25 protein-coding genes are annotated in these 23,901 nt (G+C 36.4%); 21 read left to right on the top strand and 4 right to left on the bottom strand.

What is annotated here, in order from left to right:
- Positions 1–69: 69 nt before the first annotated feature.
- From ypjB to ACUN28_RS21735, 3 genes are all read left to right on the top strand, one after another.
- A complete protein-coding gene (gene ypjB / locus ACUN28_RS21745; protein ID WP_016088633.1) occupies positions 70–858 on the top strand; it encodes a sporulation protein YpjB in 789 nt (262 codons plus the stop codon).
- Between the two features lie 112 nt (positions 859–970).
- Positions 971–1,651 (top strand): zinc metallopeptidase, encoded by a 681-nt coding sequence (locus tag ACUN28_RS21740; RefSeq protein WP_033659816.1) that lies wholly within the window; start codon positions 971–973, stop codon positions 1,649–1,651.
- A 99-nt stretch (positions 1,652–1,750) separates the two neighbouring features.
- Positions 1,751–2,392: a uracil-DNA glycosylase gene (locus ACUN28_RS21735; RefSeq protein WP_016088631.1), complete on the top strand. Its 642-nt coding sequence runs from the start codon at positions 1,751–1,753 to the stop codon at positions 2,390–2,392.
- 28 nt (positions 2,393–2,420) lie between these two features.
- Here ACUN28_RS21735 and ACUN28_RS21730 read toward each other — a convergent pair whose 3' ends face one another.
- Positions 2,421–3,302 carry a YitT family protein gene (locus ACUN28_RS21730; protein WP_016088630.1) on the bottom strand — a complete coding sequence of 294 codons (882 nt, stop codon included), beginning with the start codon at positions 3,300–3,302 and terminating at the stop codon, positions 2,421–2,423.
- A 383-nt stretch (positions 3,303–3,685) separates the two neighbouring features.
- Between ACUN28_RS21730 and ACUN28_RS21725 the strand changes: the two genes are divergently transcribed.
- Genes ACUN28_RS21725 through ACUN28_RS21695 form a run of 7 tightly spaced genes read left to right on the top strand, consistent with a single transcriptional unit; the run spans position 3,686 to position 9,240 of the window.
- Positions 3,686–4,027 carry a nucleotide pyrophosphohydrolase gene (locus ACUN28_RS21725; RefSeq protein ID WP_016088629.1) on the top strand — a complete coding sequence of 114 codons (342 nt, stop codon included), beginning with the start codon at positions 3,686–3,688 and terminating at the stop codon, positions 4,025–4,027.
- Positions 4,027–4,827 carry a dihydrodipicolinate reductase gene (dapB, locus tag ACUN28_RS21720; RefSeq protein ID WP_000658814.1) on the top strand — a complete coding sequence of 267 codons (801 nt, stop codon included), beginning with the start codon at positions 4,027–4,029 and terminating at the stop codon, positions 4,825–4,827. Before ACUN28_RS21725 ends, dapB begins: the two co-directional genes overlap by 1 nt.
- A 14-nt stretch (positions 4,828–4,841) precedes the next feature.
- The gene (gene mgsA / locus ACUN28_RS21715) at positions 4,842–5,237 is read left to right on the top strand and encodes a methylglyoxal synthase (RefSeq protein ID WP_000684767.1); all 396 of its coding nucleotides are present in this window, start codon (positions 4,842–4,844) and stop codon (positions 5,235–5,237) included.
- 11 nt (positions 5,238–5,248) lie between these two features.
- Entirely contained in the window at positions 5,249–5,953 is a 705-nt protein-coding gene (bshB1, locus tag ACUN28_RS21710) for a bacillithiol biosynthesis deacetylase BshB1 (RefSeq protein ID WP_016088628.1), read from the top strand.
- A complete protein-coding gene (bshA, locus tag ACUN28_RS21705; protein ID WP_016088627.1) occupies positions 5,950–7,095 on the top strand; it encodes an N-acetyl-alpha-D-glucosaminyl L-malate synthase BshA in 1,146 nt (381 codons plus the stop codon). The genes bshB1 and bshA overlap by 4 nt, the downstream gene beginning before the upstream one ends.
- Positions 7,082–8,275, top strand: coding sequence for a CCA tRNA nucleotidyltransferase (locus ACUN28_RS21700; protein WP_016088626.1), 1,194 nt, complete (start codon positions 7,082–7,084; stop codon positions 8,273–8,275). Before bshA ends, ACUN28_RS21700 begins: the two co-directional genes overlap by 14 nt.
- Positions 8,260–9,240 (top strand): biotin--[acetyl-CoA-carboxylase] ligase, encoded by a 981-nt coding sequence (locus ACUN28_RS21695; RefSeq protein ID WP_016088625.1) that lies wholly within the window; start codon positions 8,260–8,262, stop codon positions 9,238–9,240. The genes ACUN28_RS21700 and ACUN28_RS21695 overlap by 16 nt, the downstream gene beginning before the upstream one ends.
- Positions 9,241–9,361: 121 nt before the next feature.
- Here the strand turns inward: ACUN28_RS21695 and ACUN28_RS21690 are convergent, their stop codons facing one another.
- Positions 9,362–9,751 (bottom strand): cupredoxin domain-containing protein, encoded by a 390-nt coding sequence (locus ACUN28_RS21690; RefSeq protein ID WP_016088624.1) that lies wholly within the window; start codon positions 9,749–9,751, stop codon positions 9,362–9,364.
- A 411-nt stretch (positions 9,752–10,162) separates the two neighbouring features.
- Here ACUN28_RS21690 and panB point away from each other — a divergent pair, with 411 nt between their 5' ends.
- The 10 genes from panB (at position 10,163) to ACUN28_RS21640 (ending at position 19,332) form a co-directional block, all read left to right on the top strand.
- Entirely contained in the window at positions 10,163–10,999 is an 837-nt protein-coding gene (panB, locus tag ACUN28_RS21685) for a 3-methyl-2-oxobutanoate hydroxymethyltransferase (protein WP_016088623.1), read from the top strand.
- Entirely contained in the window at positions 10,999–11,847 is an 849-nt protein-coding gene (gene panC / locus ACUN28_RS21680) for a pantoate--beta-alanine ligase (protein WP_016088622.1), read from the top strand. The genes panB and panC overlap by 1 nt, the downstream gene beginning before the upstream one ends.
- Positions 11,848–11,859: 12 nt before the next feature.
- Positions 11,860–12,243 (top strand): aspartate 1-decarboxylase, encoded by a 384-nt coding sequence (gene panD, locus ACUN28_RS21675; protein WP_000490176.1) that lies wholly within the window; start codon positions 11,860–11,862, stop codon positions 12,241–12,243.
- Between the two features lie 128 nt (positions 12,244–12,371).
- Positions 12,372–15,176, top strand: a complete 2,805-nt coding sequence (dinG, locus tag ACUN28_RS21670; RefSeq protein ID WP_016088621.1) for an ATP-dependent DNA helicase DinG — start codon at positions 12,372–12,374, stop codon at positions 15,174–15,176.
- A gap of 250 nt (positions 15,177–15,426) precedes the next feature.
- Entirely contained in the window at positions 15,427–15,597 is a 171-nt protein-coding gene (locus tag ACUN28_RS21665; protein WP_000358352.1) for a YpmA family protein, read from the top strand.
- Positions 15,598–15,604: 7 nt separating this feature from the next.
- Entirely contained in the window at positions 15,605–16,108 is a 504-nt protein-coding gene (locus ACUN28_RS21660) for a cell wall elongation regulator TseB-like domain-containing protein (protein ID WP_016088620.1), read from the top strand.
- An 18-nt stretch (positions 16,109–16,126) separates the two neighbouring features.
- Entirely contained in the window at positions 16,127–17,314 is a 1,188-nt protein-coding gene (aspB, locus tag ACUN28_RS21655) for an aspartate transaminase AspB (RefSeq protein ID WP_016088619.1), read from the top strand.
- 125 nt (positions 17,315–17,439) lie between these two features.
- Positions 17,440–18,147: a DNA replication protein DnaD gene (gene dnaD / locus ACUN28_RS21650; RefSeq protein WP_016088618.1), complete on the top strand. Its 708-nt coding sequence runs from the start codon at positions 17,440–17,442 to the stop codon at positions 18,145–18,147.
- Between the two features lie 15 nt (positions 18,148–18,162).
- On the top strand, positions 18,163–18,810 hold the full coding sequence (gene nth, locus ACUN28_RS21645) for an endonuclease III (RefSeq protein ID WP_016088617.1): 648 nt from the start codon (positions 18,163–18,165) through the stop codon (positions 18,808–18,810).
- Between the two features lie 3 nt (positions 18,811–18,813).
- Positions 18,814–19,332, top strand: a complete 519-nt coding sequence (locus ACUN28_RS21640; protein WP_016088616.1) for a YpoC family protein — start codon at positions 18,814–18,816, stop codon at positions 19,330–19,332.
- Positions 19,333–19,355: 23 nt separating this feature from the next.
- Here the strand turns inward: ACUN28_RS21640 and ACUN28_RS21635 are convergent, their stop codons facing one another.
- Both ACUN28_RS21635 and recU read right to left on the bottom strand, forming a co-directional pair.
- Positions 19,356–22,022, bottom strand: a complete 2,667-nt coding sequence (locus tag ACUN28_RS21635; RefSeq protein ID WP_016088615.1) for a PBP1A family penicillin-binding protein — start codon at positions 22,020–22,022, stop codon at positions 19,356–19,358.
- A 65-nt stretch (positions 22,023–22,087) separates the two neighbouring features.
- Positions 22,088–22,690, bottom strand: a complete 603-nt coding sequence (recU, locus tag ACUN28_RS21630) for a Holliday junction resolvase RecU (RefSeq protein ID WP_016088614.1) — start codon at positions 22,688–22,690, stop codon at positions 22,088–22,090.
- Positions 22,691–22,793: 103 nt separating this feature from the next.
- On the opposite strand from recU, the gene ACUN28_RS21625 reads away from it, so the two are divergent.
- On the top strand, positions 22,794–23,819 hold the full coding sequence (locus ACUN28_RS21625; protein WP_016088613.1) for a DUF2515 domain-containing protein: 1,026 nt from the start codon (positions 22,794–22,796) through the stop codon (positions 23,817–23,819).
- The last annotated feature ends 82 nt before the right edge of the window (positions 23,820–23,901 follow it).

Raw genomic sequence — 23,901 nt, 5'->3', positions numbered from 1 at the left:
CGGTTCAGTTCTGTTCTATTCTTGTCCAAATTAACATATTTTGTACTAGTAGTTATAGGGGGGACCGTGATGAAGAGAACATTAATTGGATTGATAGCATTTCTAATTATAATGTTTCCGTTACGTATATATGCTGAAAAGTGGAGTGAACTAACAGGGTTGTTAGACGACTCATTACAATTAGTGAAGCGTAATGAAGATGAAAAAGCAGTACAAGTCTTACAACATTTCTCGGAACAGTTTGTAATAAAGGGGAATGAAAAGAAGCAAGAAGTAACGTCAGATCAAGTTAGAGTTATTTCTTTAGCTTATGACAAGGCGAAACAATCACTCGTGGAAGAAGATGTAAGTAAACAAGTTAAAATTGATAATGTGTTAGCCCTACAGTTCGCGGTTGATGCACAAGTATCAAAGTATCAACCACTTTGGATGGAAAGAGAAAGAAAAGTAATGGATGCCTTTTCTCAAATGGAAAAAGCGATGGAAAAAGAAGATACGGGACAGTTTCAACAAACGTTAAACACATTTTTACATGAATTTAATATTATTTATCCAAGCTTAATGATCGCCTTGCCAGAAAACGAAGTGCAGCGTGTAAATGTCCATCTATCCTATTTGGATGAATTTCGTAACGTTATGTTAAAAACGAAAGGTGGGCAAATGCAATTAGGAATCATTAAAGGGGATTTGCAAAAAATATTTCACACAGTAAAAAAAGATGAAATTGCACCCTCTCTTATTTGGTTTATGACAATTACTGGAGGTCTTATTTTATTCACATTAACTTATGTTGGATGGAGAAAGTATAAAGGCGAGAGAGAAAAAAGAAAAAGTAATGTACACTCTAAGAATAGATAATGTAATAAATAAAGATACGGATTGTAAGGTTTATTCATTGACAATGGTGGCAGAAGAAAATAGAATGAGAAGTACTATAATTAAAACTTCAATGGAGGTTCAGAGATTCATGATGTTTTATTTAATTTACTTCGCGATCATTTTGATCATACCGTTGTATGCACAGTCAAAAGTACGTAGTGCCTATAGCAAGTATTCACAAGTTTATTCAACATCAGGTATGACAGGAGCAGAAGTGGCTCGAAAAATTTTGGATGAAAATGGATTATACAATGTCGCTGTTGAAGAAACACCAGGTCATTTATCAGACCATTATGATCCAACTGCCAAAACAGTTCGATTATCAACAGATAACTATTACGGTCATTCAGTTGCTGGAACAGCAGTAGCGGCACATGAAGTAGGACACGCAATTCAAGATGCAAAAGATTATAACTTTATGCGTATTCGTCATTCATTAGTGCCAGTTGCAAACTTTGGATCGAATATTTCTTGGATATTTATTATGATTGGTGCCTTTGCATCTATGTCTAACTTATTGTTATTAGGTATCATCTTAATGGCAGCAGGTGTTGTGTTCCAACTTGTTACATTACCAGTTGAGTTTGATGCATCAAAGCGTGCAATGCAGCAAATTGAAGCGTTAGGTATCGTATCAACAGATGAATATGGGCAAGCTCGTAAAGTATTAAATGCGGCAGCATTAACATATGTAGCGGCTGCAGCTGTAGCAGTATTTGAATTATTACGTCTCGTATTAATGTATACTGGTATGCAGCGTAGCGACGACTAAAGACTATCAATTTTGATAGTCTTTTTTGTTTTGTGATTGAATTATATAATGTATTACAAATAGAAATAATAGAAGTAATGTGGAAAGGTGGTGGGGGAAATGAAATATCCGAGCCATTTAGTAAAACAAGTGAAAGAACAAAGTGCTTCTTATCAGCTAGAAGGATTTTTAAGTGGACAAGGTCCTGAAAATCCAAAATTTATGTTGCTAGGAGAAGCGCCTGGTGAAACAGAAATTCATAATGGGATTCCGTTTAGCGGGAGAGCGGGAAAACAATTAATGGGTTTTTTAGAACGGATTCACGTTACAAGGGAAGAAGTATATATTACGAGCGCTGTTCGGAGTAGACCTTATAAGTGGCGAGGGAAAAAAGAACGAAATGGTGAAATCATACAGAAAAAGTATAATAGAACGCCAAATCAAGGAGAAATACTTGCCCATGCCCCTTTGTTAGATTATGAATTAGAGAAAATAAACCCGAAGCTTATCGTCACACTTGGAAATATCGGCCTTCAACGTTTGACAGGAAAAAATACAAAAATAACAGATGTGCACGGACAATTATTAAAACAGCCCATTCAAAAATTAAAGGATATGCAAAGTGCAGCGTTTACATGGTCAGAGAAAGAATATCATATTTTCCCGACTTTTCATCCTGCTTCAATTTTTTATAATCGGAGTTTATTGGAGCTTATTTATGAGGATTTAGAGAAACTTAAAAAATATGTAATAAAAAACTAGAAAAGCTAAAGAGCTTTTCTAGTTGCATTTATGTATGTAACGGATTTTTATTCTCATCCAATGTAAAACCTTCACCAACTACATCATGTACGTCACTTACAGCAACAAAGGCATGAGGATCTACAGAAGTAATAATATTTTTTAATTTCACGATTTCATTTTTAGCAACAACGCAATATAATACGTTCCGCTCCACTTTTGTATATGATCCAACAGCTTTTAAAAAGGTTGCTCCGCGCTCCATATCAGATAAAATTTTGGCAGCAATTTCATCGTTTTTATCTGAGATAATAGTTGCTCCTTTCGCCGCATAGGCTCCTTCTTGCATAAAATCAATGACTTTCGCCCCGATAAAAACAGCAACTAGCGTATACATGCCCTCGCGGTATGATAAATAGGTAAGAATAGAGACGATAATGACGATAGCATCAAACATAAACATCGTTTTTCCCATACTCCAGCCAACATATTTATGAGCGAGTCTCGCGATAATATCTACACCGCCAGTAGTCCCGCCATATTTAAATATGATCCCAAGACCGATACCAATAAATGCCCCGGCGAATAAAGCCGCGAGTGTCATATCATTTTGTAAGTTTAAATGTAAGTTGAGAACTTCGTAACGCTGAAAAATCCATAGAAATAAAGATACGCTAAAGGTGCCGATTAGTGTATATAAAAATGTCGTTCTTCCAAGTAACTTCCAACCAATAAAAAATATAGGGATATTTAAAAGTAAGTTTGAGTAAGAAGGATCAAACTTAAATAGAAAATACAATAATAGTGTAATACCGGTAAATCCACCTTCTGCAAGGTGATTTTCAATATTGATATTCACAATACCGAAAGAAAAAATAGCGGAACCGATTAAAATGAAAATGATATTTCGAATTCTCAAATTTGATGTCATATAGAAATCCCCCTAATTATGTAGATTGCATTGCTCCGCTGAAACGGTAAAACATAATGATAAGTAATTTCTAGTTGCTAGTGAAAATAGTGAAGGCTACAAAAATCCGATTGGTTCAACTAATCTTTTGCAAAAACCGCAAAAGAAGTTTCACTTTACCCCGTTCCAACGGCTGGTAGGGGATAAAGCTCTGAAGAAGGACAAACCAGCCGTAGGAACCCGATTGGTTCAACTAATCTTTTGCGAAAAGCATGCAAAAGAAGTTTCACTTTATTATAGTCTATCCAAAAAAGGGTCGCAAATAGGTGTTTTGCGGGGAATAATATTTGTCAAATCGCGATGAATTGGCTAACATGAAAGAGGAAGGATTAGAGGTGAATTGTATGGAAACAAAAACGATGAAGGATATGCAGAAAGAAGTAGATGCATATATTGGTCAGTTTAAAGAAGGTTATTTCAGTCCACTTGCAATGATGGCTCGTTTAACGGAAGAAATGGGGGAGCTTGCAAGAGAGGTTAATCATTATTATGGTGAGAAACCGAAGAAAACAACTGAAACAGAACGTAGTATTGAAGAAGAGCTTGGAGATGTATTATTTGTTATGATTTGTATGGCAAATAGTTTAAATATTGATTTAGAAACAGCACATAACATTGTAATGAATAAATTTAATACTCGCGATAAAGATCGCTGGACACGTATTGATGAGGGAGAGAAAGAATAATGAAAGAAATTAAAGTAATTATCGCTGGACCAAGAGGACGTATGGGACATGAAGCAGTCCTTCTTATGGAAAGAACGGAACATTTTAATTTAGTAGCAGCAGTGGATTATAAGCATGGTGGAGAGAAAATCTCTGATTTACCGGGCATGCCAGCGTTACAAGCGCCAATTTACGCAGATTTACATACTTGTTTAGAGGAAGTAGAAGCAGATGTGTTGTTAGATTTAACAACGCCAGAAGTTGGGAAACAACACGTTACACTAGCAGTTGAGCGTGGACTTCGTTCTGTTATTGGTACAACTGGATTTACAGAAGAAGAACTAAAGCAATTAACAGAGAATGCGAAAGAAAAAGCAGTAGGAACAATTATCGCTCCGAACTTTGCAATTGGTGCAGTTCTTATGATGAAATTCTCACAAATGGCAGCGAAGTACTTCCAAGATGTTGAAGTAATTGAATTGCATCATGATCAAAAATTAGATGCACCATCTGGTACAGCTGTAAAAACAGTAGAATTAATTCGTCAAAACCGTGAATCAAAGCAGCAAGGTCACCCAAATGAAGTAGAGCAACTAGAAGGTGCTCGTGGTGCAAATGTAGACGGCATTCACATTCATAGTGTACGTTTACCAGGACTTATTGCACACCAAGAAGTAATGTTTGGTGGAGATGGACAAATGTTAACGGTTCGCCATGATTCATTCAATCGTGCATCCTTTATGTCAGGTGTAAAACTATCAATTGATACAGTAATGAATTTAGATCATCTTGTGTACGGATTAGAAAACATTATCGACTAAAGGGGAGACAACGGATGAAAATTGCCTTAATCGCACATGACAAAAAGAAAAATGACATGGTTTCGTTTGCGTATGCATATAAACCAATTTTTGAGCAACATGAATTGTTTGCAACAGGGACGACAGGACTTCGTATTATGGAGGCAACTGGTTTAGTTGTAACAAGATATCAATCGGGTCCTCTTGGTGGTGATCAAGAAATTGGTGCCATGATTGCGAAAAATGATATGGATATGGTGATTTTTTTCCGAGATCCACTAACGGCTCAGCCGCATGAACCAGATGTAAATGCATTGCTTCGTCTATGTGATGTATATGCGATTCCACTTGCAACGAATATGGCAAGTGCTGAAATGTTAATGCACGCATTAGAGCGAGGAGATTTAGATTACCGCAAGTTAAGAAAATGAGGGGAACAATTATGAGTGGATTACATATATTAGCGTTTGGTGCTCATGCCGATGATGTTGAAATCGGCATGGCTGGTACCATTGCTAAATATACGAAGCAAGGGTATGAAGTAGGTATTTGTGATTTAACAGAAGCTGATCTTTCTTCTAATGGAACAATAGAATTGAGAAAAGAAGAAGCAAAGGCAGCAGCTCGTATAATGGGAGTAAAAACGAGACTGAATTTAGCGATGCCAGACCGTGGTTTGTATATGAAAGAAGAGTATATACGTGAAATTGTAAAGGTGATTCGTACATATAAACCAAAACTAGTTTTTGCGCCGTATTATGAAGATCGTCATCCAGATCATGCGAATTGTGCAAAACTTGTGGAAGAAGCTATTTTTTCAGCGGGAATTCGTAAATATATGCCAGAGCTTCCACCACATCGTGTGGAGTCTTTTTATTATTATATGATTAATGGTTTTCATAAACCGAATTTTTGTATAGATATAAGTGAGTACCTTTCTATAAAAGTGGAAGCATTAGAAGCATATGAAAGTCAGTTTTCAACAGGTAGTGATGGTGTGAAAACGCCGTTAACAGAAGGTTATGTTGAAACTGTGGTCGCTCGAGAGAAAATGTTTGGAAAAGAAGTTGGAGTCTTATATGCCGAGGGATTTATGAGTAAGAAACCGGTTTTATTACATGCTGATTTAATAGGGGGATGTAAATGAAATTAAAAATAGGTATTACATGTTATCCTTCTGTAGGTGGTTCTGGAGTTGTTGGAACAGAATTAGGAAAGCAATTAGCGGAACGCGGGCATGAAATTCATTTTATTACATCGGGTTTACCATTCCGGTTAAATAAAGTGTATCCAAACATTTATTTTCATGAAGTGACGGTAAATCAATACTCTGTATTTCAATATCCACCATACGATTTAGCGTTAGCGAGTAAAATGGCAGAGGTTGCACAAAGAGAAAACCTAGATATTTTACATGTGCATTACGCAATACCACATGCAATTTGTGCTTATTTAGCAAAACAAATGATTGGAGAGCGTATTAAAATTGTTACAACCTTGCATGGAACAGATATTACTGTGTTAGGTTCCGACCCTTCGCTAAATAATTTAATTCGTTTTGGTATTGAGCAATCTGATGTTGTGACGGCTGTCTCGCATTCATTAATTAACGAAACGCATGAGCTTGTAAAACCAAATAAAAACATTCAAACGGTATATAACTTTATAGACGAACGTGTATATTTCAAGCGTGATATGTCTCAATTAAAGAAAGAATACGGTATAAGTGAGAGTGAAAAGATACTAATTCACATTTCAAACTTCCGTAAAGTGAAACGTGTGCAAGATGTTGTTCAGGCATTTGCTAAAATTGTTACAGAAGTAGATGCGAAGTTGCTTCTTGTTGGAGATGGACCAGAATTTTGCACGATTTTACAGATAGTGAAAAATCTACATATTGAAGATCGCGTCTTATTCTTAGGGAAGCAAGATAATGTTGCAGAGCTACTTGCGATGAGTGATTTAATGTTGCTTCTTTCAGAGAAGGAGAGTTTTGGTCTTGTTTTATTAGAAGCGATGGCGTGTGGTGTACCTTGTATCGGAACAAGGGTTGGAGGTATTCCAGAAGTCATTCAACATGGCGAAACAGGATATTTATGTGAAGTTGGCAATCCAACAGGAGTGGCAAATCAAGCCATTCAGCTATTAAAGGATGAAGAACTTCACCGTAATATGGGAGAGCGAGCAAGAGCAAGTGTTTACGAGCAGTTCCGCTCTGAAAAAATCGTCTCACAATATGAAACGATTTACTATGATGTACTAAGGGATGACAAAAATGAAAAGATTTAAAAAAGCTAGCTCTATTATTGAGACTTTAAAGCAACAAGGACATGAGGCCTACTTTGTCGGTGGAAGCGTACGAGATCTTATTATCGATAGGCCGATTGGAGATATTGATATTGCGACATCTGCTTTACCAGAAGAAGTGATGGCTATATTTCCAAGACATGTTCCTGTTGGTCTTGAGCATGGAACTGTAATTGTGGTAGAAAATGGTGAACCTTATGAGGTAACCACTTTTCGAACAGAGAGCGAATATGAAGATTTTCGAAGACCTAGTAGTGTTCAATTTGTTCGTTCATTAGAAGAGGATTTAAAACGTCGTGATTTCACAATGAATGCAATTGCGATGACAGAAGAAGGCGAAATGGTTGATTTATTTGCTGGACAGGAAGCGATTCAAAAGAGAGAAATTGTGACAGTTGGCAATGCTGCGGATCGTTTTCAAGAAGACGCCCTGCGAATGATGCGTGGTATTCGTTTCGTAAGTACGTTAGGTTTTTCTTTAGAAATGAAAACGAAACAAGCAATTGAAACATATGGACATTTACTGGAACATATTGCAATTGAGCGAATTACAGTGGAATTTGAGAAACTGTTAACTGGTACATATTGCGTGAAGGGCTTGCAAGAATTAGTAGAAACGAAGCTATTTTCTCATCTGCCATATTTACAAATGTCAGAAGAGAGATTATTAAAAGCTACGCAGTATAACTGGGATTCTTTTGAAACGGACATTGAGGCATGGGCATTCTTCTTATATTGTATCGGAGAAGAGCATCCATCTGTCTTTTTGCGTCAATGGAAGTTTTCGAATAAAAAAATAAAAGATATCGTCGCAGTTTTATTAACAATTCGTACGAGAAAGGAGAAGGATTGGGATACAGTCCTTCTTTATAAAACGGGACTTCATATCGCTGAAATGGCCGAAAGAGTATATGAAGCGGTGATTGAAAGTTATGATCATACAGCTGTTAAACGAGTACAAACGTTGTTTGAAGTATTGCCAATCAAGAGTCGCCAAGAAATGAATGTGACTGGGAATGATTTATTAAACTGGGCAAATAAAAAGCCCGGTCCGTGGGTCGCTGAAATGATTCAAAAAATTGAGGAAGCAATCGTACAAGGAAACGTAGGTAATGAGAAAGAGTGTATAAGGGAGTGGCTGCAAGAATGCAATCTACTATAAGAAAGCAGTTATTGCAAGTTTTTTCGGAAGCGGATGGCGCGTTTGTATCTGGCCAAACGATTAGTGATAAACTTGGTTGTTCAAGAACCGCTGTGTGGAAACATATGGAGGACCTTCGGAATGAGGGATATGAACTTGAAGCTGTGCGTCGATTAGGTTATCGCATTGCGGGTAAGCCAGACAAAGTAACTGCTAATGAAATTCAGTTAGGGTTACAAACGAAACATATTGGTAGAACGGTATATTTTGAAGAAACTGTTGAATCCACGCAGCATATTGCAGCAAAACTTGCTTATGAAGGCGCAGAAGAAGGAACGATTGTTGTGGCAGAAGAACAAACGTCGGGCAGAGGTCGTTTAAGCAGGAAATGGTATTCACCAAAAGGAACAGGAATTTGGATGAGTATTATTTTACGTCCATCAATCCCTGTTCATCATGCACCACAACTTACTTTATTAGCGGCTGTGAGCGTTGCACAAGCAATTGAAAAGTGTACGGGTGTAAACGTAGGAATAAAATGGCCGAATGATATTTTAATTCAAGGTAAAAAGGCTGTAGGTATATTAACAGAAATGCAGGCGGATCCCGATAAAATTAATGCTGTTATTATGGGGATTGGTATTAATGCGAATCAAAAGCAAGAACATTTTGATGAGGAAATTCAGCATATTGCTACTTCTTTAGCAATTGAATCCGGTAAGCCAATTGTTCGTGCAGAGCTTATGCAACAAATCTTTTTACAACTAGAAAAATTATATGAAGAGTATTTACAAAATGGTTTCTCTGTTATTAAAATTCTTTGGGAAAGTTACGCTGTGAGCATCGGGAAAGAAATTACAGCCCGAACGATGAGACAGTCGATTACAGGGCTAGCAAAAGGGATTACAGAAGAAGGTGTATTACTTCTAGAGGACCATGAGGGAAAAGTACATCATATTCATTCTGCGGATATCGAAATTAAGTAAAAGAAGTTCCTCTTTTGGAACTTCTTTTTTATTTCCATATTTTGAGCTGATCTTGCAATACGATAATAAATTTTTTAATAACTAATTTTCATTTTACGTATCGTCCGGTTGTTCTTACTTGTTATTTGACGATTACTTTGCCATCCATTCCTTTAAGGAGATGGTACCGGCATATTAATTCATATGTACCAGTACTTTTAGGTTTCACGGTAATACTTTTTTCTTTTTCTGGCTCAACTATGACGTCAATGCCGAGTTTTTTTACTGTAAAGGTGTGCTCGTTTTTACCTTTATTTTTTAATAGTAATGTTGTTGATTCTTCAATCGGAATCGTGATGATATTGGGGTTAAAGTAATCATCATTCAGTTCGACCTCAATTACTTTTGTTGAATCGATAGGTTGTGTGCCGACGTTAACTGAGGCAAAGACATTGAAGGATCCTAAAGTCATACACCATACAATCATCACAAGCAAACTGATGAACCGAGATAACCATTTGTTCATAGACATTCGCCATTCTCCTTTTGTAAGTACTTTTCCTCAATTAACTTGCATCAATATTTTAAGAGTTATACTATGCATGTAAACAAAGCTGTTTATCTTTCTATGATTGCGTCAGTTATAAAAAAATTTCACATACCGTAATGAGAATAAAAATTATTTTTTCAAAAAAATGTAGTAATTCCTTTTCGGAGTTTGCTATAATTAGTTCGAATGTGGGCAGTATCAGAGCGAACTGCACCATGATTCGAAGAATACGAAAACTAATAACTTGGATTCTGCCTTGATCCAATAACGGACTGGGACAGAGGGATGAATAATGCCGACTAACACACAACCCTTCTGCCCTTTTATGGCCAGAGGGGTTTTTTTATATGATTTCGGCCATCTCCTCTCTCCTGCATAAAGGAGGAGTAGTTTTTGAAAACAAAAACAGATTTTTTGAAGATGAAAGAGCAAGGTGAGCCGATTACAATGCTAACGGCGTATGATTATCCATCTGCTAAGTTAGCAGAAGAAGCTGAAGTTGATATGATTCTAGTTGGAGATTCCCTTGGGATGGTTGTGCTCGGCTACGATTCAACAGTACCTGTAACAGTAGAGGATATGATTCATCATACGAAAGCTGTACGCCGAGGAGCGAAAGAGACGTTTATTGTAACTGATATGCCATTTATGTCGTATCATGTGTCGTTGCAAGATACGATGGTGAATGCACGCCGTATTGTTCAAGAGAGTGGTGCTCATGCACTGAAGGTAGAAGGTGCAGGGGAAGTGGTATCAACTATTCATTACTTGACGAATGCGGGAATTCCTGTCGTGGCACATTTAGGCTTAACTCCTCAATCTGTAGGAGTACTAGGTGGGTATAAAGTACAAGGAAAAGATGCTGAAAGTGCAAAGAAATTAATAGAAGATGCGAAGAGATGTGAGGAAGCTGGTGCGATAGCGCTTGTGTTAGAATGTGTGCCAATGCAGTTAGCAGAATTAATTTCGAAGCAACTAACAATTCCGACGATTGGAATTGGAGCAGGGCGAAAGGTAGATGGGCAAGTACTTGTTTATCATGATCTTATCTCATACGGCGTAAATCGTGTTCCGAAATTTGTGAAGCAATATACGTCTGTTCAAGAGGAGATTGTGCGAGGGATTTCACAATACGTTACTGAAGTAAAGACAGGACAATTTCCAGAAGAAAAACATTCATTCACAATGAAAGAGGAAGAATGCTTAGCGTTATACGGAGGGAAACAATAATGAAAATCGTAACTACAGTGCAAGAGATGCAGCACATTACAAACGAACTTCGTACAAGTGGAAAAAGTATTGGTTTTGTTCCAACGATGGGTTATTTACATGAAGGTCATGCGACTCTATTACGTAAGGCAAGAGCAGAAAATGAAATTGTCGTTTTAAGCGTGTTTGTCAATCCGCTACAGTTTGGGCCGAATGAAGATTTAGATCGATACCCTCGTGATATTGATAGAGATGAAAATGTAGCAAAAGAAAACGGTGTAGATTATTTATTTTATCCGAGCGTAGAAGAAATGTATCCAGCAGAACAAACGACAACAGTAGCAGTTGTGAAGCGTACTGATGTATTATGTGGCAAACAAAGACCTGGTCATTTCGCTGGTGTTGCGACTGTACTAATGAAACTGTTTAATATTACATTACCAACGCGTGCGTATTTCGGTATGAAAGATGCACAGCAAGTTGCTGTCATTGAAGGATTTGTCGCTGATTTTAATATTCCGGTTACGATCGTGCCAGTGGATATTGTAAGGGAAGAAGATGGATTAGCGAAAAGTTCTCGTAACGTGTATTTATCACAAGAAGAGCGTGAAGAGGCTCCTCATTTATACCGCAGTCTATGTGTAGCGAAAGAAAGAATTGAGGCAGGCGAACGTAATTCAGAAATTATTACAACTCTTGTGAAAGAGTATATTGAGACGTATACGAAAGGCACTGTAGATTATGCTGATTTATATGCCTATCCTTCACTACAAGTAATAGATAAAATTGAAGGACGAATCATTTTAGCAATTGCAGTTAAATTTGAGAATGTACGATTAATTGACAATATAACATTAACGGTTAAATAAGGGGGAGCATCTATGTTTCGCACAATGATGAGAGCGAAGTTACATCGCGCTACAGTAACAGAAGCAAATTTAAATTATGTAGGTAGTATTACAATTGATGAAGATTTAATGGATGCAGTAAATATTGTAGAAAATGAAAAAGTACAAATTGTAAATAACAATAATGGTGCTCGCTTAGAGACATATGTTATTAAAGGAGAACGCGGTAGCGGTGTTGTTTGTTTAAATGGTGCAGCTGCAAGGCTTGTACAGCCAGGGGATAAAGTTATTATTATTTGCTACGGTTTAGTGGCAGAAGAAAATATTCATAAACAAGAGCCGAAAATTGCAGTATTAGACGATGATAATCAAATTATTGAAATGTTAGGTGCTGAAAAAGCGGGTACGATATTATAAGTAAGAAGGCTATCTCTATTACGGAGATAGCTTTTTTGTGCATCTTTTCATTAAGATGAGATAAAACGTGGTATAGTAACATTATATAATTATGTGTTTGATAGGTAAGAAATTGAGGTGTTACATATATGAGTAAGCGTTATGTCGTTGTGGATTTAGAGACGACAGGGAACTCCTGGAAGGATGGGAAGGATAAAATTACCCAAATTGCAGCTGTTGTAGTGGAAGATGGAGAGATATTAGAGATTTTTTCATCTTTTATTAATCCGAAGAGAGAGATTCCGCCATTTATTACAGAGCTAACAGGGATTGATGAGAGTATGGTTAAGCAAGCCCCGTTATTTCAAGATGTAGCCCCGATGGTTGTTGAGCTATTACAAGGTGCAGCTTTCGTTGCACATAATGTTCACTTTGATTGGAATTTTTTAACGGAAGAATTAAGGCAGGCTGGATATACAGAAGTACATTGCCCAAAAGTTGATACAGTTGAGTTGGCGCAAATTCTTTTGCCGACGGCTGATAGTTATAAATTACGTGATTTAGCTAAACAACATGAACTAGAGCACGATCAACCACATCGTGCCGATAGTGATGCTCTTGCAACAGCGGAATTGTTTTTACAATTTTTAAATGAAATTGAAAAGTTACCACTTGTCACCTTGCAATCGCTTTATGAATTGAGCGATGTTTTTCAAAGTGATATAGCGGATGTACTTGCTGAAAATATTTTAAAGAAAATGATGCATGGTAAAAAAGAGGCAGAGGGGTATGAAGTGTATCGAAATATTGCGCTTCGAAAACGGAATTATTCTTTAAATCTCAGTGAAACATGTTCATCTAAATTTGATGCTTTCTTGCATAAGACAATCGATAAACTTGAATTGAATATGCCACAGTTTGAAAAAAGAGAAAGCCAACAGATTATGATGAAGGAAATATATACAGCACTAAGAGATTCTAGGTTTTCACTAATAGAAGCAGGAACAGGAACAGGAAAGACTCTTGCGTATTTGCTTCCAAGTATTTATTTTGCAACGAAAAAAGAAGAACCTGTCATCATAAGTACCCAAACTGTACAACTACAACAACAAATATTAGAAAAAGAAATTCCATTATTACAGAAAATAATGCCATTTTCATTTGAAGTAGCTCTGTTGAAAGGAAGAAAGCATTATCTTTGTCTACATAAATTTGAATATGCTTTGCAAGAGGAAGAGAAAAATTATGATATGGCGCTCACAAAGGCCAAAATTTTAGTGTGGTTATTGCAAACGGAAACTGGCGATCGGGATGAATTAAATATTCCTGAGGGCGGAAAGTTACTTTGGAACCGTATTTGTAGTGATGTACATAGTCCAGGCGGGATGCAAAGCAACTGGTATAGTCGTTGTTTTTATCAACGAGCAAAGAATAAAGCATTATTTGCAGATATCGTTATTACAAATCATGCGTTATTATTTCAAGATTTTTCAAGTGAAGAACCACTATTTGCTTCATGTGAACATATTATTTTTGATGAAGCTCATCATATCGAGGAAGCGGCGAGTAGAACATTAGGTGAACAGTTCTCCTGTATGTATTTCCAGCTAGTTTTATCTCGTCTTGGTACGCTAGAAACAGATGATGTACTTTCTAAAGTATATAAAATGATGAAAAAATCAGAACAAGCCTCTCGTTCGACTTTCCGTATGGTGAGTCATAGTTTGAAGGAATTGAAATTTGATGCGGATGAGCTATTCCAAATGTTACGTGCTTTTATCTTTAAGCAAACAAAGCAGGAACAAGGGATAAGCAATATGCCACTCATTTATCGATATAACACGGAAGTAGAGAAAGGTAAGTTATGGGATAGCATTACCGAGTTAACAAATCGTTTTGTATACGATGTAAGGAAATTGTTGACTACACTTGAGAAGCAAGTTGATATATTGCAAAGTAAGTTAGAATGGGAGATGCATGTTGTTACAGGTGAATTTATGCATTTAATTGAGTTATTGAGAAAGATGGAACAATCTTTACAATTACTCATTTTAGAAAAAAATTCATACGTGACATGGATGGAGACTGAAACGAAGGGAACAATTCATTCAACAGTTTTATATGCGCAGCCTGTTCATATTGGTGAAAGATTTGCTGATGAATTTTTAACACAGAAAAAGAGTGTTATTTTTACATCAGCAACGTTAACAGTAAACGATTCATTTGATTATATAAAAGAAGAGCTAGGTTTACATGATTTTGCTCCTAATACATTACAGGTTCCTTCACCTTTCCGTTTTGAAGAACAGATGAAATTAATGGTTTCAACGGATGTGCCTTTTATTAAGCAAGCAAGTAATGAAGAATATATTGAATCAGTGTCGGCACATATTGCAAAAATAGCGAAAGCTACAAAAGGTAGAATGCTTGTTTTATTCACTTCGTATGAAATGTTGAAAGAAGCGTATACGAATTTGAAAAATGATGAGGAATTAGAAGGGTATTTATTATTGACGCAAAGTGTGAATAATAAGAGCCGAAGTCGTCTCATTCGTAAATTTCAAGAGTTCGACAAATCAATTTTGTTAGGAACAAGTAGTTTTTGGGAAGGGATAGATATACCTGGAGATGCCCTTAGTTGCCTTGTTATTGTCCGGCTTCCCTTTACGCCTCCTCATCAACCGATGATGGAAGCAAAAGGAGAGTGGTTAAAAAATCAAGGAGAGGACGTATTCGCTAAGTTAGCACTCCCGCAAGCAATCTTGCGTTTCAAACAAGGATTTGGTCGTCTGATTAGAACAAGTACAGATACTGGAACGGTATTTGTATTAGATCGTCGTTTGACAAGCTCTACTTATGGAAAACATTTTTTACAATCAATCCCAACTGTCCCGCTCTATGAAGGGCCGTTAGAAGAATTGTTAGAACAATTAAAGGAACAATCAAATGAATAAATTTGGAAGAAAAATACGCCTGAAGTACATTTAAACTTCAGGCGTAAAAAATGTGGGTAGGAGGAATTTTATTTTTCTTACTTCTTGTATACAAAATGTAGTGGTTTTCGACTTGAAACCTTTTTTTGCTGTACATGTCCTGCTATAATAGATGGGTGATGAAGCAGGGGTTGTAAAGAATGTACTCTTATTGTAACCGCATTGCGTTCTTCTATAATTAGAAATTTTTGTGTAACGGAGGAGTTTTTTCATGGATAAGAAAATCGAAGTCCTATCAACGACGCGTATTAAATATTCGTCTGACTTGTATAAAATCGTTGATAGTTTGAATCGTACGTTAAAAGAGCAGGACCTCATGTTCGGATTAGCATTAGACGAAAAAGATAAAGAAACAGCTGTATTTACGATTTACAGAACGTAGTGATACAATGAAAAAGTGGATCTTTGCAATCGTTATCGTAATCGTTGCTAGCGGAATATATGGGGCGTATGTTTATAATAAAGCAATGGAAAAGAAAGTTCCTAAAGAGGAAAAATCTGTAGAAATTGCAAAGGAAAAAGCAAAGCTTACAAAAGTAAAATCTGTTGATTATTATAATGGAAATTCTTCATATACAGTCGTACAAGGTGTAGACGAAAAAGGAGAACAAATTATTGTTTGGGTACCTGATAAAAAAGGGAATGTCCTTGTGAAGAAAAAGAGTGAGGGTATTCCTGAAAAAGAGGCTTTGCAAAAGTTGGCTGAACAAGCTACAGGAAAAGGCGATGAGCCGAAGCCAAAGCCAAAAGAAATTATAAAAGTAAAATTAGGTGCTCAAAACGATATTCCGTTGTGGGAAATTACATATATTGATCAGGAAGATCGTTATACGTATTACTATCTAGAATTTCAAAATGGGGTTTATGCTGGTCACTACAGCATTGAAAAATAGATGTAGGGGGAACTACAAATGAAATTAGCAAAGCGAGTAGCTGCTTTAACACCGTCTTCAACTTTAGAAATTACAGCAAAGGCACAAGCATTAAAAGCAGAAGGTCATGATGTAATTGGATTAGGGGCAGGAGAGCCTGACTTTAATACACCAGAACATATTATGGATGCTGCACATAAAGCGATGTTAGAAGGACATACGAAGTATACACCAACAGGTGGTTTACAAGCGCTAAAACAAGAAATTGTGAAGAAGTTTACTCGTGATCAAGGAATTGCGTATGATCCGTCTGAAATTATTGTATGTAACGGCGCAAAGCATGCATTATATACATTATTCCAAGTATTACTTGATGAAGGAGATGAAGTTATCATCCCAACGCCTTACTGGGTAAGTTATCCTGAACAAGTAAAACTCGCTGGAGGTAAGCCAGTTTATGTAGAAGGCCTGGAAGACAATGAGTACAAAATTACAGCGAAGCAGCTGCGTGAGGCAATTACAGAGAAAACGAAAGCAGTTATTATTAATTCACCGAGCAATCCAACAGGAATGATTTACAGCAAAGAGGAATTACAACAGCTTGGAGAAGTATGTTTAGAACATGATATTTTAATCGTTTCAGATGAAATTTATGAAAAATTAATTTATGGTGGAGCAGAATATACTTCGGTTGCCCAGCTTTCTAATGCATTAAAAGAACAAACACTTATTATTAATGGTGTATCTAAATCTCATTCTATGACAGGATGGCGTATTGGATATGCAGCAGGAAATAAGCAGCTTATTAAAGCGATGACGAACTTAGCGAGTCATAGTACGTCAAACCCTACTTCAATCGCTCAATACGGTGCAATCGCGGCATATGCAGGCACACAAGAACCTGTAGAAACAATGCGTCAAGCATTTGAAGAGAGATTAAACATTATTTATGATAAATTAATTCAAATCCCTGGCTTTACTTGCATTAAACCACAAGGTGCATTTTACTTATTCCCTAATGTAAAAGAAGCTGTAGCTTTATCAGGATACGAAACTGTTGATGATTGGGCAAAAGCTCTATTAGAAGAGGAAAAAGTGGCTCTTGTACCAGGTACAGGATTTGGTGCTCCAAATAACGTTCGTTTATCATATGCGACATCTCTTGAACAAGTGGAGAAAGCATTAGAACGCATTCATACGTTTATGAACAGTAAAGTGCAAGCTTAACTGTATATTTTATTAACACAATTCGTCAAAAAAACCTTCCTACATAATAGGAAGGTTTTTTTGACGAATTGTGGCAAAAAGAAATAGTGAAAGGTGTGTTATACTAGAGAGCGAGGTGTTTGGTGATGAAAAAGAAAATGATGTTACAGTGGTTTGAGCAGGGAAGCATTGCAATTCCAAAATTACTTATGATGCATTATAAAAAATTAGGGTTAAATGAAACGGAATTTATGGTTGTACTTCATGTACACACATTTTTAGAATCGGGCAATTCGTTTCCGACTCCGTCAGAGATTTCAGAACGGATGACGATTACGGAAATGAAATGTATGGAAGTAATTCAGACATTGATTCAAAAAGGTTTTTTATCACTAGAAGGTGGACAAAAATCAGAAGCGATGATGTGTGAAAGTTATTCTTTACAACCGCTATGGGAAAAAATATTGCATTTCTTTATGAATGAATCAATAGAGGACGAACAAAAAGAAATAAAACAACTGCAAGTAAATTTATATACAGTATTTGAAAAAGAATTTGGAAGACCACTTTCTCCATTTGAATGTGAAACGTTGGGAATGTGGGAAGATCAAGATCAACATCATCCGAATTTAATTCAAGCGGCCCTCAGGGAAGCTGTAATGAGTGGTAAGCTTAATTTCCGATATATTGATCGTATTTTATTTGAGTGGAAAAAGAATGGTATTAAAACAGTAGATCAAGCCCAAAACCAAGGACGGAAATTTAGAGAAAATCAACAACGAACGCAGCAAACGACAAAACAAGAGACGAAATTTACTGGGAAAGTGCCTTTTTATAATTGGTTGGAGCAGTAATGTAGGAGGAAGTATATGTTAAATAAAACGCAAATTCGCTATTGTTTAGACACAATGGCGGATATGTATCCAGAAGCACATTGTGAATTAATTCATGATAATCCGTTTGAACTAGTAATCGCGGTAGCATTATCTGCACAATGTACAGATGCTCTTGTAAATAAAGTGACGAAAAATTTATTTCAAAAATATAAAACACCAGAAGATTATTTAAGTGTTTCTTTAGAAGAGTTACAACAAGATATACGTTCTATTGGATTGTATAGAAATAAAGCAAAAAATATTCAAAAGTTGTGCCGGATGTTGCTGGATGATTATAACGGAAAAGTTCCAGAAGACCGTGACGAGCTGACGAAATTACCAGGAGTAGGGAGAAAAACAGCAAATGTAGTTGTTTCGGTAGCATTTGGCATTCCGGCAATTGCTGTTGATACGCATGTAGAGAGAGTGAGTAAACGGCTAGCGATTTGTAGATGGAAAGATTCGGTGTTAGAAGTGGAAAAGACTTTAATGAAGAAAATTCCGATGGATGAATGGGGCGTTACACATCACCGTATGATTTTCTTTGGACGTTATCACTGTAAAGCACAGCGACCACAATGCGAAGAGTGCCGCTTACTAGAAGTATGTCGTGAAGGAAAGAAGCGAATGAAGGGGAAATAAAGGATGGAGCGAGTGATAGAAATACCGAAAGAATTTCGGTGTTTACCATTTTTTGAAGAAAGTGTAAATTCGATCAAGTATCATACAGAACAGTCTTTTGAAGAAATAATACAAAATACTTACTTCATATTTGATATTGAAGGACAATATGAGCCGTGGAATGAAATTGAAAATAGTATTCCTGTACTGTTGAATGTATGGAAAAGTAAGCATGAAGACATTGCAACACTATTTCGAAACAGAAAGAAGCAAGAAGCTGAGGGTCCAATGATTCTTTTTGCAGCACATTTGTTATCGATTGTATATTGGCTAAATGAGCAACCTGTTCATTGTTTGAATAAAATGGAAGGTTATACGAATAAATTGGAAGTACAACCAGTTAATTTTATGGAGCGATATTCATTCATTATAAAGAAACCGAATAATTATCATTCGTATATTCAGTTAGCGCAGTTGTATATTGAAATAGAAAAGCTATATGTAAAGAAAATGATAACAAAAAAGAAGTCCTTTTCTCGTTAAGAGAAAGGACTTCTTTTTGTGTATTAAGACTCTGTTGCAATAACATTCCCGTCTGCGTGAGGAGTAGTATCTCCTCCAGTATCCTGTTGTTGTTCTTGTTGTTTGTGTTCTTCTTCAGCCTTTTTCTTGGCTTCTTCTTCAGCCTTTTTCTTAGCTTCTTCTTCAGCTTTTTTTCTAGCTTCTTCTTCAGCTTTCTTTTGAGCTTCTTCTTGCTGTTTACGCTGTTGTTCTTGTTGCTCTTGTTGTTTACGCTGCTCTTCAGCAGCTTTTTTCTGAGCTTCTTCTTGTTTTAGTTTATCTTCATTAGCCTTTTTCTGTGCGTCTTCAGCAGCTTTTTTCTGAGCTTCTTCGTCAGCCTTCTTCTTAGCGTCATCTTCAGCTTTTTTCGGGTCTGGAGTTCCGCCAGGCGCAGTGAAGGATGCTCCAACTGCTGGGCTTGTTCCTGTACCTTTTTTCGCTACTACAGAGAAGCTGTAAGTAACGCCTGGTTTAATACCACCAAGAGTAGCTGTCGTACCACTTATTGATAAGCTACCACTCGAACCGTCAGTCGCTTTATAGCTTGCTGCATACGCATCAACTTCTGCTGGTCCAGACCAGTTTAGTGTAACTGTGCTAGCACCATCGAAAGTAACATTAAGACCACTAGGTGCATCTACTTTAATTTGTTTCACTGCATCTTTCTTAGCACCTTTTACGTACAATTCACCATTTAATTCTTGTACAGAAGAAGGACGTTCAAAACGTGATTTATCTGTAGCGAATTTGCTCATCATTACTTGGAACATTTGTTGCGCAATTCTAGTAGAGCGATCACCAATGTAATTTTCTGGACTATCCTTTTCGTAACCCGTCCAAACAGCCATTGTATATTGCGGTGAATAGCCAGCGAACCAACTATCTCTGTTTGCATCAGCTGGAATACCATATTTTTTTATAACGTCTTCATCAAAGTTTTGTGTTCCTGTTTTACCAGCTACGTCTATACCTGAAACGTATGCTGTAGGACCTGTACCACCAGAACCAGGTTTTACTACGTCACGAAGAACGTCAGTCACCATGTAAGCTGTATAGTCGTGCATTGCACGTTGTTCTTTCGGTTTAAAGTTTTTCTTTTTCCCGTCTGGGAAGATGACTTCTTTTACGAAGTGAGGCTTGTTATACACACCGTCATTACCAAATGCGGCATACGCCCCAGCTACTTGTAATGGAGAACTATCGTTACTACCAATTGCTGTTGATTCATATGTTTTTCCGTCTTTAAATGTCATGCCTAAGCCTTCAGCAAACGCTTGTGACTTAGGAAGGCCAACCGCTTGGGCTGTCTTTAAAGCCGGGATGTTTAATGATTTTTTCAGTGCTTCACGTAGTGAAACGTCACCCTTGTAACTATTTGTTGCATTTCGTATTTTTTTACCATTGGAATACGTATACTCTGAGTCATTTAATTGATGGTATGTAGACCATTGTAAATTCTCAATTGCTGGACCGTAGTCGAAAATTGGTTTCATTGTTGAACCAACTTGGCGTTTTAAATCAATGGCCATATTATGACCTTTGAAAGTAGACTTACTTTCTTTACGCCCAGCTCCAATTGCTCTAACTTCTCCAGACTGTGTATCCATAAATACGAATGATCCTTGGAATTGATCATTCGGATACTTAATAAGGTTCCCATCCATAATTTTATCAGCGTAATCTTGAGCATCTTGATCAAGTGTTGTCTGAATTGTTAAACCGTCTGAACCGATATTTATATCCGGATATTCCTTTTCAACTTCCTTTACAACAGCATCTAAAAATGCTTGATACTTCATTTCAGTTATTTCTGAAGACGGTTGAAGACCCTCTGTTACTGGGATCTTAACGGCGTTATTCATTTCTTCTTTTGTTATATAACCATGTCGATTCATTAATGATAATACGACATTACGACGATTTGTTGCTCGTTCAACATTTTCCTTTTTTGTTGGATCATAAATGTTTGGACCTTGGGGTAAACCAGCGAGCATAGCAGCTTCATGTAATTGCAAGTCTTTTAAATCTTTACCATAATATTTTTGCGCTGCTGTCGCAATACCGTATGAACGGTTACCTAAATTAATCTTATTTAAGTACATTTCTAAAATCTCATGTTTAGAGTATTGTTGCTCTAATTTGTAAGATAAGTACCATTCTTGTACTTTTCTCTTAGCAGTTTTGTCCATCGTTAGAAAATAGTTTTTGACTACTTGTTGTGTAATCGTACTACCACCTTGAGATCCGAATCCTCCAGTGACATTTTCCATAACTGCTTTTGTAGTTCGTTTAAAATCAATTCCATTATGATCATAGAAACGTGAATCCTCAGTTGCAAGGAATGCATTTTCAACTACTTTTGGAATTTGATCATAAGTGACGTGGGTTCGTTTTTCAGCACCGTATTCATAGAAAAAGTTCCCATTCTTATCAAGAAACTTTGTTGATAAAGGATTGACAAGTTTTGATTTGTCTAATTTTGGAGCATCCTTCACCATAACAAAGAAAGCGGAAACGCCAGCTACAAGACCAACGATACCAAGAAGTAGACAACCTATAAGGAATTTTTTAAAAAAGGAGCCTTTTTTCTTTGGTTTTTTTTCTTTATTTGTTTCTTGCTTTTGATTTTTTACATGATTTCGTTCTGTACGAGAACGATAATTATCTGACATTATACTTTCTCCTACCTTTCATTCTCTCCCCAAAAGTCGAAAAAAGAGCCTTAGTGATGACTCTATCACGAAAAATAAACCGTGTCTAGTACACGGATATAATCAATCCGAGGGTGATAACCGCATGATAATAAAGATCCATGCTCTTCTATTTCTTCTTTCGTAATCGATTTCCGTCCACCAGTATTTTGTCGATTCCAAAATGCAATAATATGTTTTGCATCTAATAAATAAAGTTCATCAAAAAGTGTAAATTTAATAATAACAAATGCAATTCCATTATGAGCGATTACTTGCTTCATATGTTCAATTTGATGAAGGTGGAAGTTTTGAAGTGGAAAGCTGGTTTTATTTTTTGTTTCTTTCGCTTCAAAATCGATGTATTTCCCTTTATATACACCGTTGTAATCTGTTGTAGAAGGTTGTTTAAAATACGCTTCTTTTACCACTGCAGCACTTCGAGCGGGGTAATCTACTTTTACAATTTGAAGAGGTGTAGGTTTTTTATGTACACATGCAATATTATGGGTTAAGTAATATTCATTTGTTTCATTCAATTCCTCTTCAAGGGACATACCTCTATTACTATAAGTATGTTTTTTAATTGGTGTTTTTTGAGGTTGTGAAGCTTGATTGTACCGTTTTCCATTTGGGTAACGAATGGTCATAGTGTGTCCACTCCCAACTTGCTAAGAATTACTTACAAAGGTGATTATAACAAAAAATGAAAAAAGATGTGACCTTTTTGAAGAAAGGTATGATGACTTATTCATGTTTACATGGAATGATTATGAAAAAATTACACAAAATCGTAAAAATATGATTTGTACAGAAGAAGAAAAAACAATCGTTTCCAACATTAAGAGGGAAATGGAAATAGCTAATATGGACAACGTTTCTCGTACACAGTCTTATCAAGAATATTATGTAAGAAATAGTGAAATTAGGTGGGCTTTTTTAGCGAGTATGGTTTCGAGAAATGCGGGATGGAATATGACTGATTTAAAGGGGAGGTATTATGCTACTGTTTTACCTCAAACAGTAAAACAACATTTATTTTTGACGTATGAAGAAGCTAATTGGATTATTTTTTTAGATGCATTTCCTCAGCTGTTGTTATACGAAGAAAGTAAGAGGAGGCAGATACCACTATTCTATTTGTTACAATATTTCAACGTATCAATTTTTATGGAAAAAGAATGGATATATTTTTGGGAGAAAAAAGATATAAATAGGCTCATGACAGCGCTTATTATAAATGAGCAAAATAAAATTCAAAAACCAATTATTGAGAATACATATTTTAAAAAACATGTATTCCAAACGGCACTTTTTAAATTACAAGAAATGCTTCATATTAGTGCCGTTATTTTTCCAACCGTTGAAGGGAATATGTATGGTTTTTCCGTTTATCAATTTGAAACGTTACAAAAGCGTATAGAGTTAGGGAAGAAATTAGCGGAGTTACTGTTTCATCCAAATTATAAAAGTTTATTCCATAGGTTTGCATTGCAAACTATACACACAGGATCAAGGGAAGATTATGAACATTATGTAAGAGAAGCTAGAAAATCTTGTACGCCAGCCCTTAGAGAGGTTTATCCTGTTGTTGCACATAAGGAAATAAGTATGAGAGATTGGTTTTGTAGGGATACGGAAATAAATGAGCTGTTTTTACTGAAAAAGTATAAGGGTGAAGTTGATATAACAGAATGGTATAAAAGAAAGAGGGAGCAGATCTACGCTGCTTCTATCGTAAATCGTTTTGTTAAAAGGATAGATGAGTTCGTGATATAATAAAAAAGAAGTCCCGTCTTCATAAATGAAGACGGGACTTCTTAATGTGAAGTAATTCTGCCATGTGTGCGAAAAATTCAAT

The sequence above is a fragment of the Bacillus sp. WC2507 genome, assembly GCF_052656125.1.
This window is presented reverse-complemented; position numbering and strand designations above follow the sequence as displayed.

Coding starts and splice junctions, on each gene's coding strand:
- ypjB (WP_016088633.1), top strand. CDS start 70: ATGAAGAGAACATTAATTGGATTGATAGCATTTCTAATTATAATGTTT.
- ACUN28_RS21740 (WP_033659816.1), top strand. CDS start 971: ATGTTTTATTTAATTTACTTCGCGATCATTTTGATCATACCGTTGTAT.
- ACUN28_RS21735 (WP_016088631.1), top strand. CDS start 1,751: ATGAAATATCCGAGCCATTTAGTAAAACAAGTGAAAGAACAAAGTGCT.
- ACUN28_RS21730 (WP_016088630.1), bottom strand. CDS start 3,302: ATGACATCAAATTTGAGAATTCGAAATATCATTTTCATTTTAATCGGT.
- ACUN28_RS21725 (WP_016088629.1), top strand. CDS start 3,686: ATGGAAACAAAAACGATGAAGGATATGCAGAAAGAAGTAGATGCATAT.
- dapB (WP_000658814.1), top strand. CDS start 4,027: ATGAAAGAAATTAAAGTAATTATCGCTGGACCAAGAGGACGTATGGGA.
- mgsA (WP_000684767.1), top strand. CDS start 4,842: ATGAAAATTGCCTTAATCGCACATGACAAAAAGAAAAATGACATGGTT.
- bshB1 (WP_016088628.1), top strand. CDS start 5,249: ATGAGTGGATTACATATATTAGCGTTTGGTGCTCATGCCGATGATGTT.
- bshA (WP_016088627.1), top strand. CDS start 5,950: ATGAAATTAAAAATAGGTATTACATGTTATCCTTCTGTAGGTGGTTCT.
- ACUN28_RS21700 (WP_016088626.1), top strand. CDS start 7,082: ATGAAAAGATTTAAAAAAGCTAGCTCTATTATTGAGACTTTAAAGCAA.
- ACUN28_RS21695 (WP_016088625.1), top strand. CDS start 8,260: ATGCAATCTACTATAAGAAAGCAGTTATTGCAAGTTTTTTCGGAAGCG.
- ACUN28_RS21690 (WP_016088624.1), bottom strand. CDS start 9,751: ATGTCTATGAACAAATGGTTATCTCGGTTCATCAGTTTGCTTGTGATG.
- panC (WP_016088622.1), top strand. CDS start 10,999: ATGAAAATCGTAACTACAGTGCAAGAGATGCAGCACATTACAAACGAA.
- panD (WP_000490176.1), top strand. CDS start 11,860: ATGTTTCGCACAATGATGAGAGCGAAGTTACATCGCGCTACAGTAACA.
- dinG (WP_016088621.1), top strand. CDS start 12,372: ATGAGTAAGCGTTATGTCGTTGTGGATTTAGAGACGACAGGGAACTCC.
- ACUN28_RS21665 (WP_000358352.1), top strand. CDS start 15,427: ATGGATAAGAAAATCGAAGTCCTATCAACGACGCGTATTAAATATTCG.
- ACUN28_RS21660 (WP_016088620.1), top strand. CDS start 15,605: ATGAAAAAGTGGATCTTTGCAATCGTTATCGTAATCGTTGCTAGCGGA.
- aspB (WP_016088619.1), top strand. CDS start 16,127: ATGAAATTAGCAAAGCGAGTAGCTGCTTTAACACCGTCTTCAACTTTA.
- dnaD (WP_016088618.1), top strand. CDS start 17,440: ATGAAAAAGAAAATGATGTTACAGTGGTTTGAGCAGGGAAGCATTGCA.
- nth (WP_016088617.1), top strand. CDS start 18,163: ATGTTAAATAAAACGCAAATTCGCTATTGTTTAGACACAATGGCGGAT.
- ACUN28_RS21640 (WP_016088616.1), top strand. CDS start 18,814: ATGGAGCGAGTGATAGAAATACCGAAAGAATTTCGGTGTTTACCATTT.
- ACUN28_RS21635 (WP_016088615.1), bottom strand. CDS start 22,022: ATGTCAGATAATTATCGTTCTCGTACAGAACGAAATCATGTAAAAAAT.
- recU (WP_016088614.1), bottom strand. CDS start 22,690: ATGACCATTCGTTACCCAAATGGAAAACGGTACAATCAAGCTTCACAA.
- ACUN28_RS21625 (WP_016088613.1), top strand. CDS start 22,794: ATGTTTACATGGAATGATTATGAAAAAATTACACAAAATCGTAAAAAT.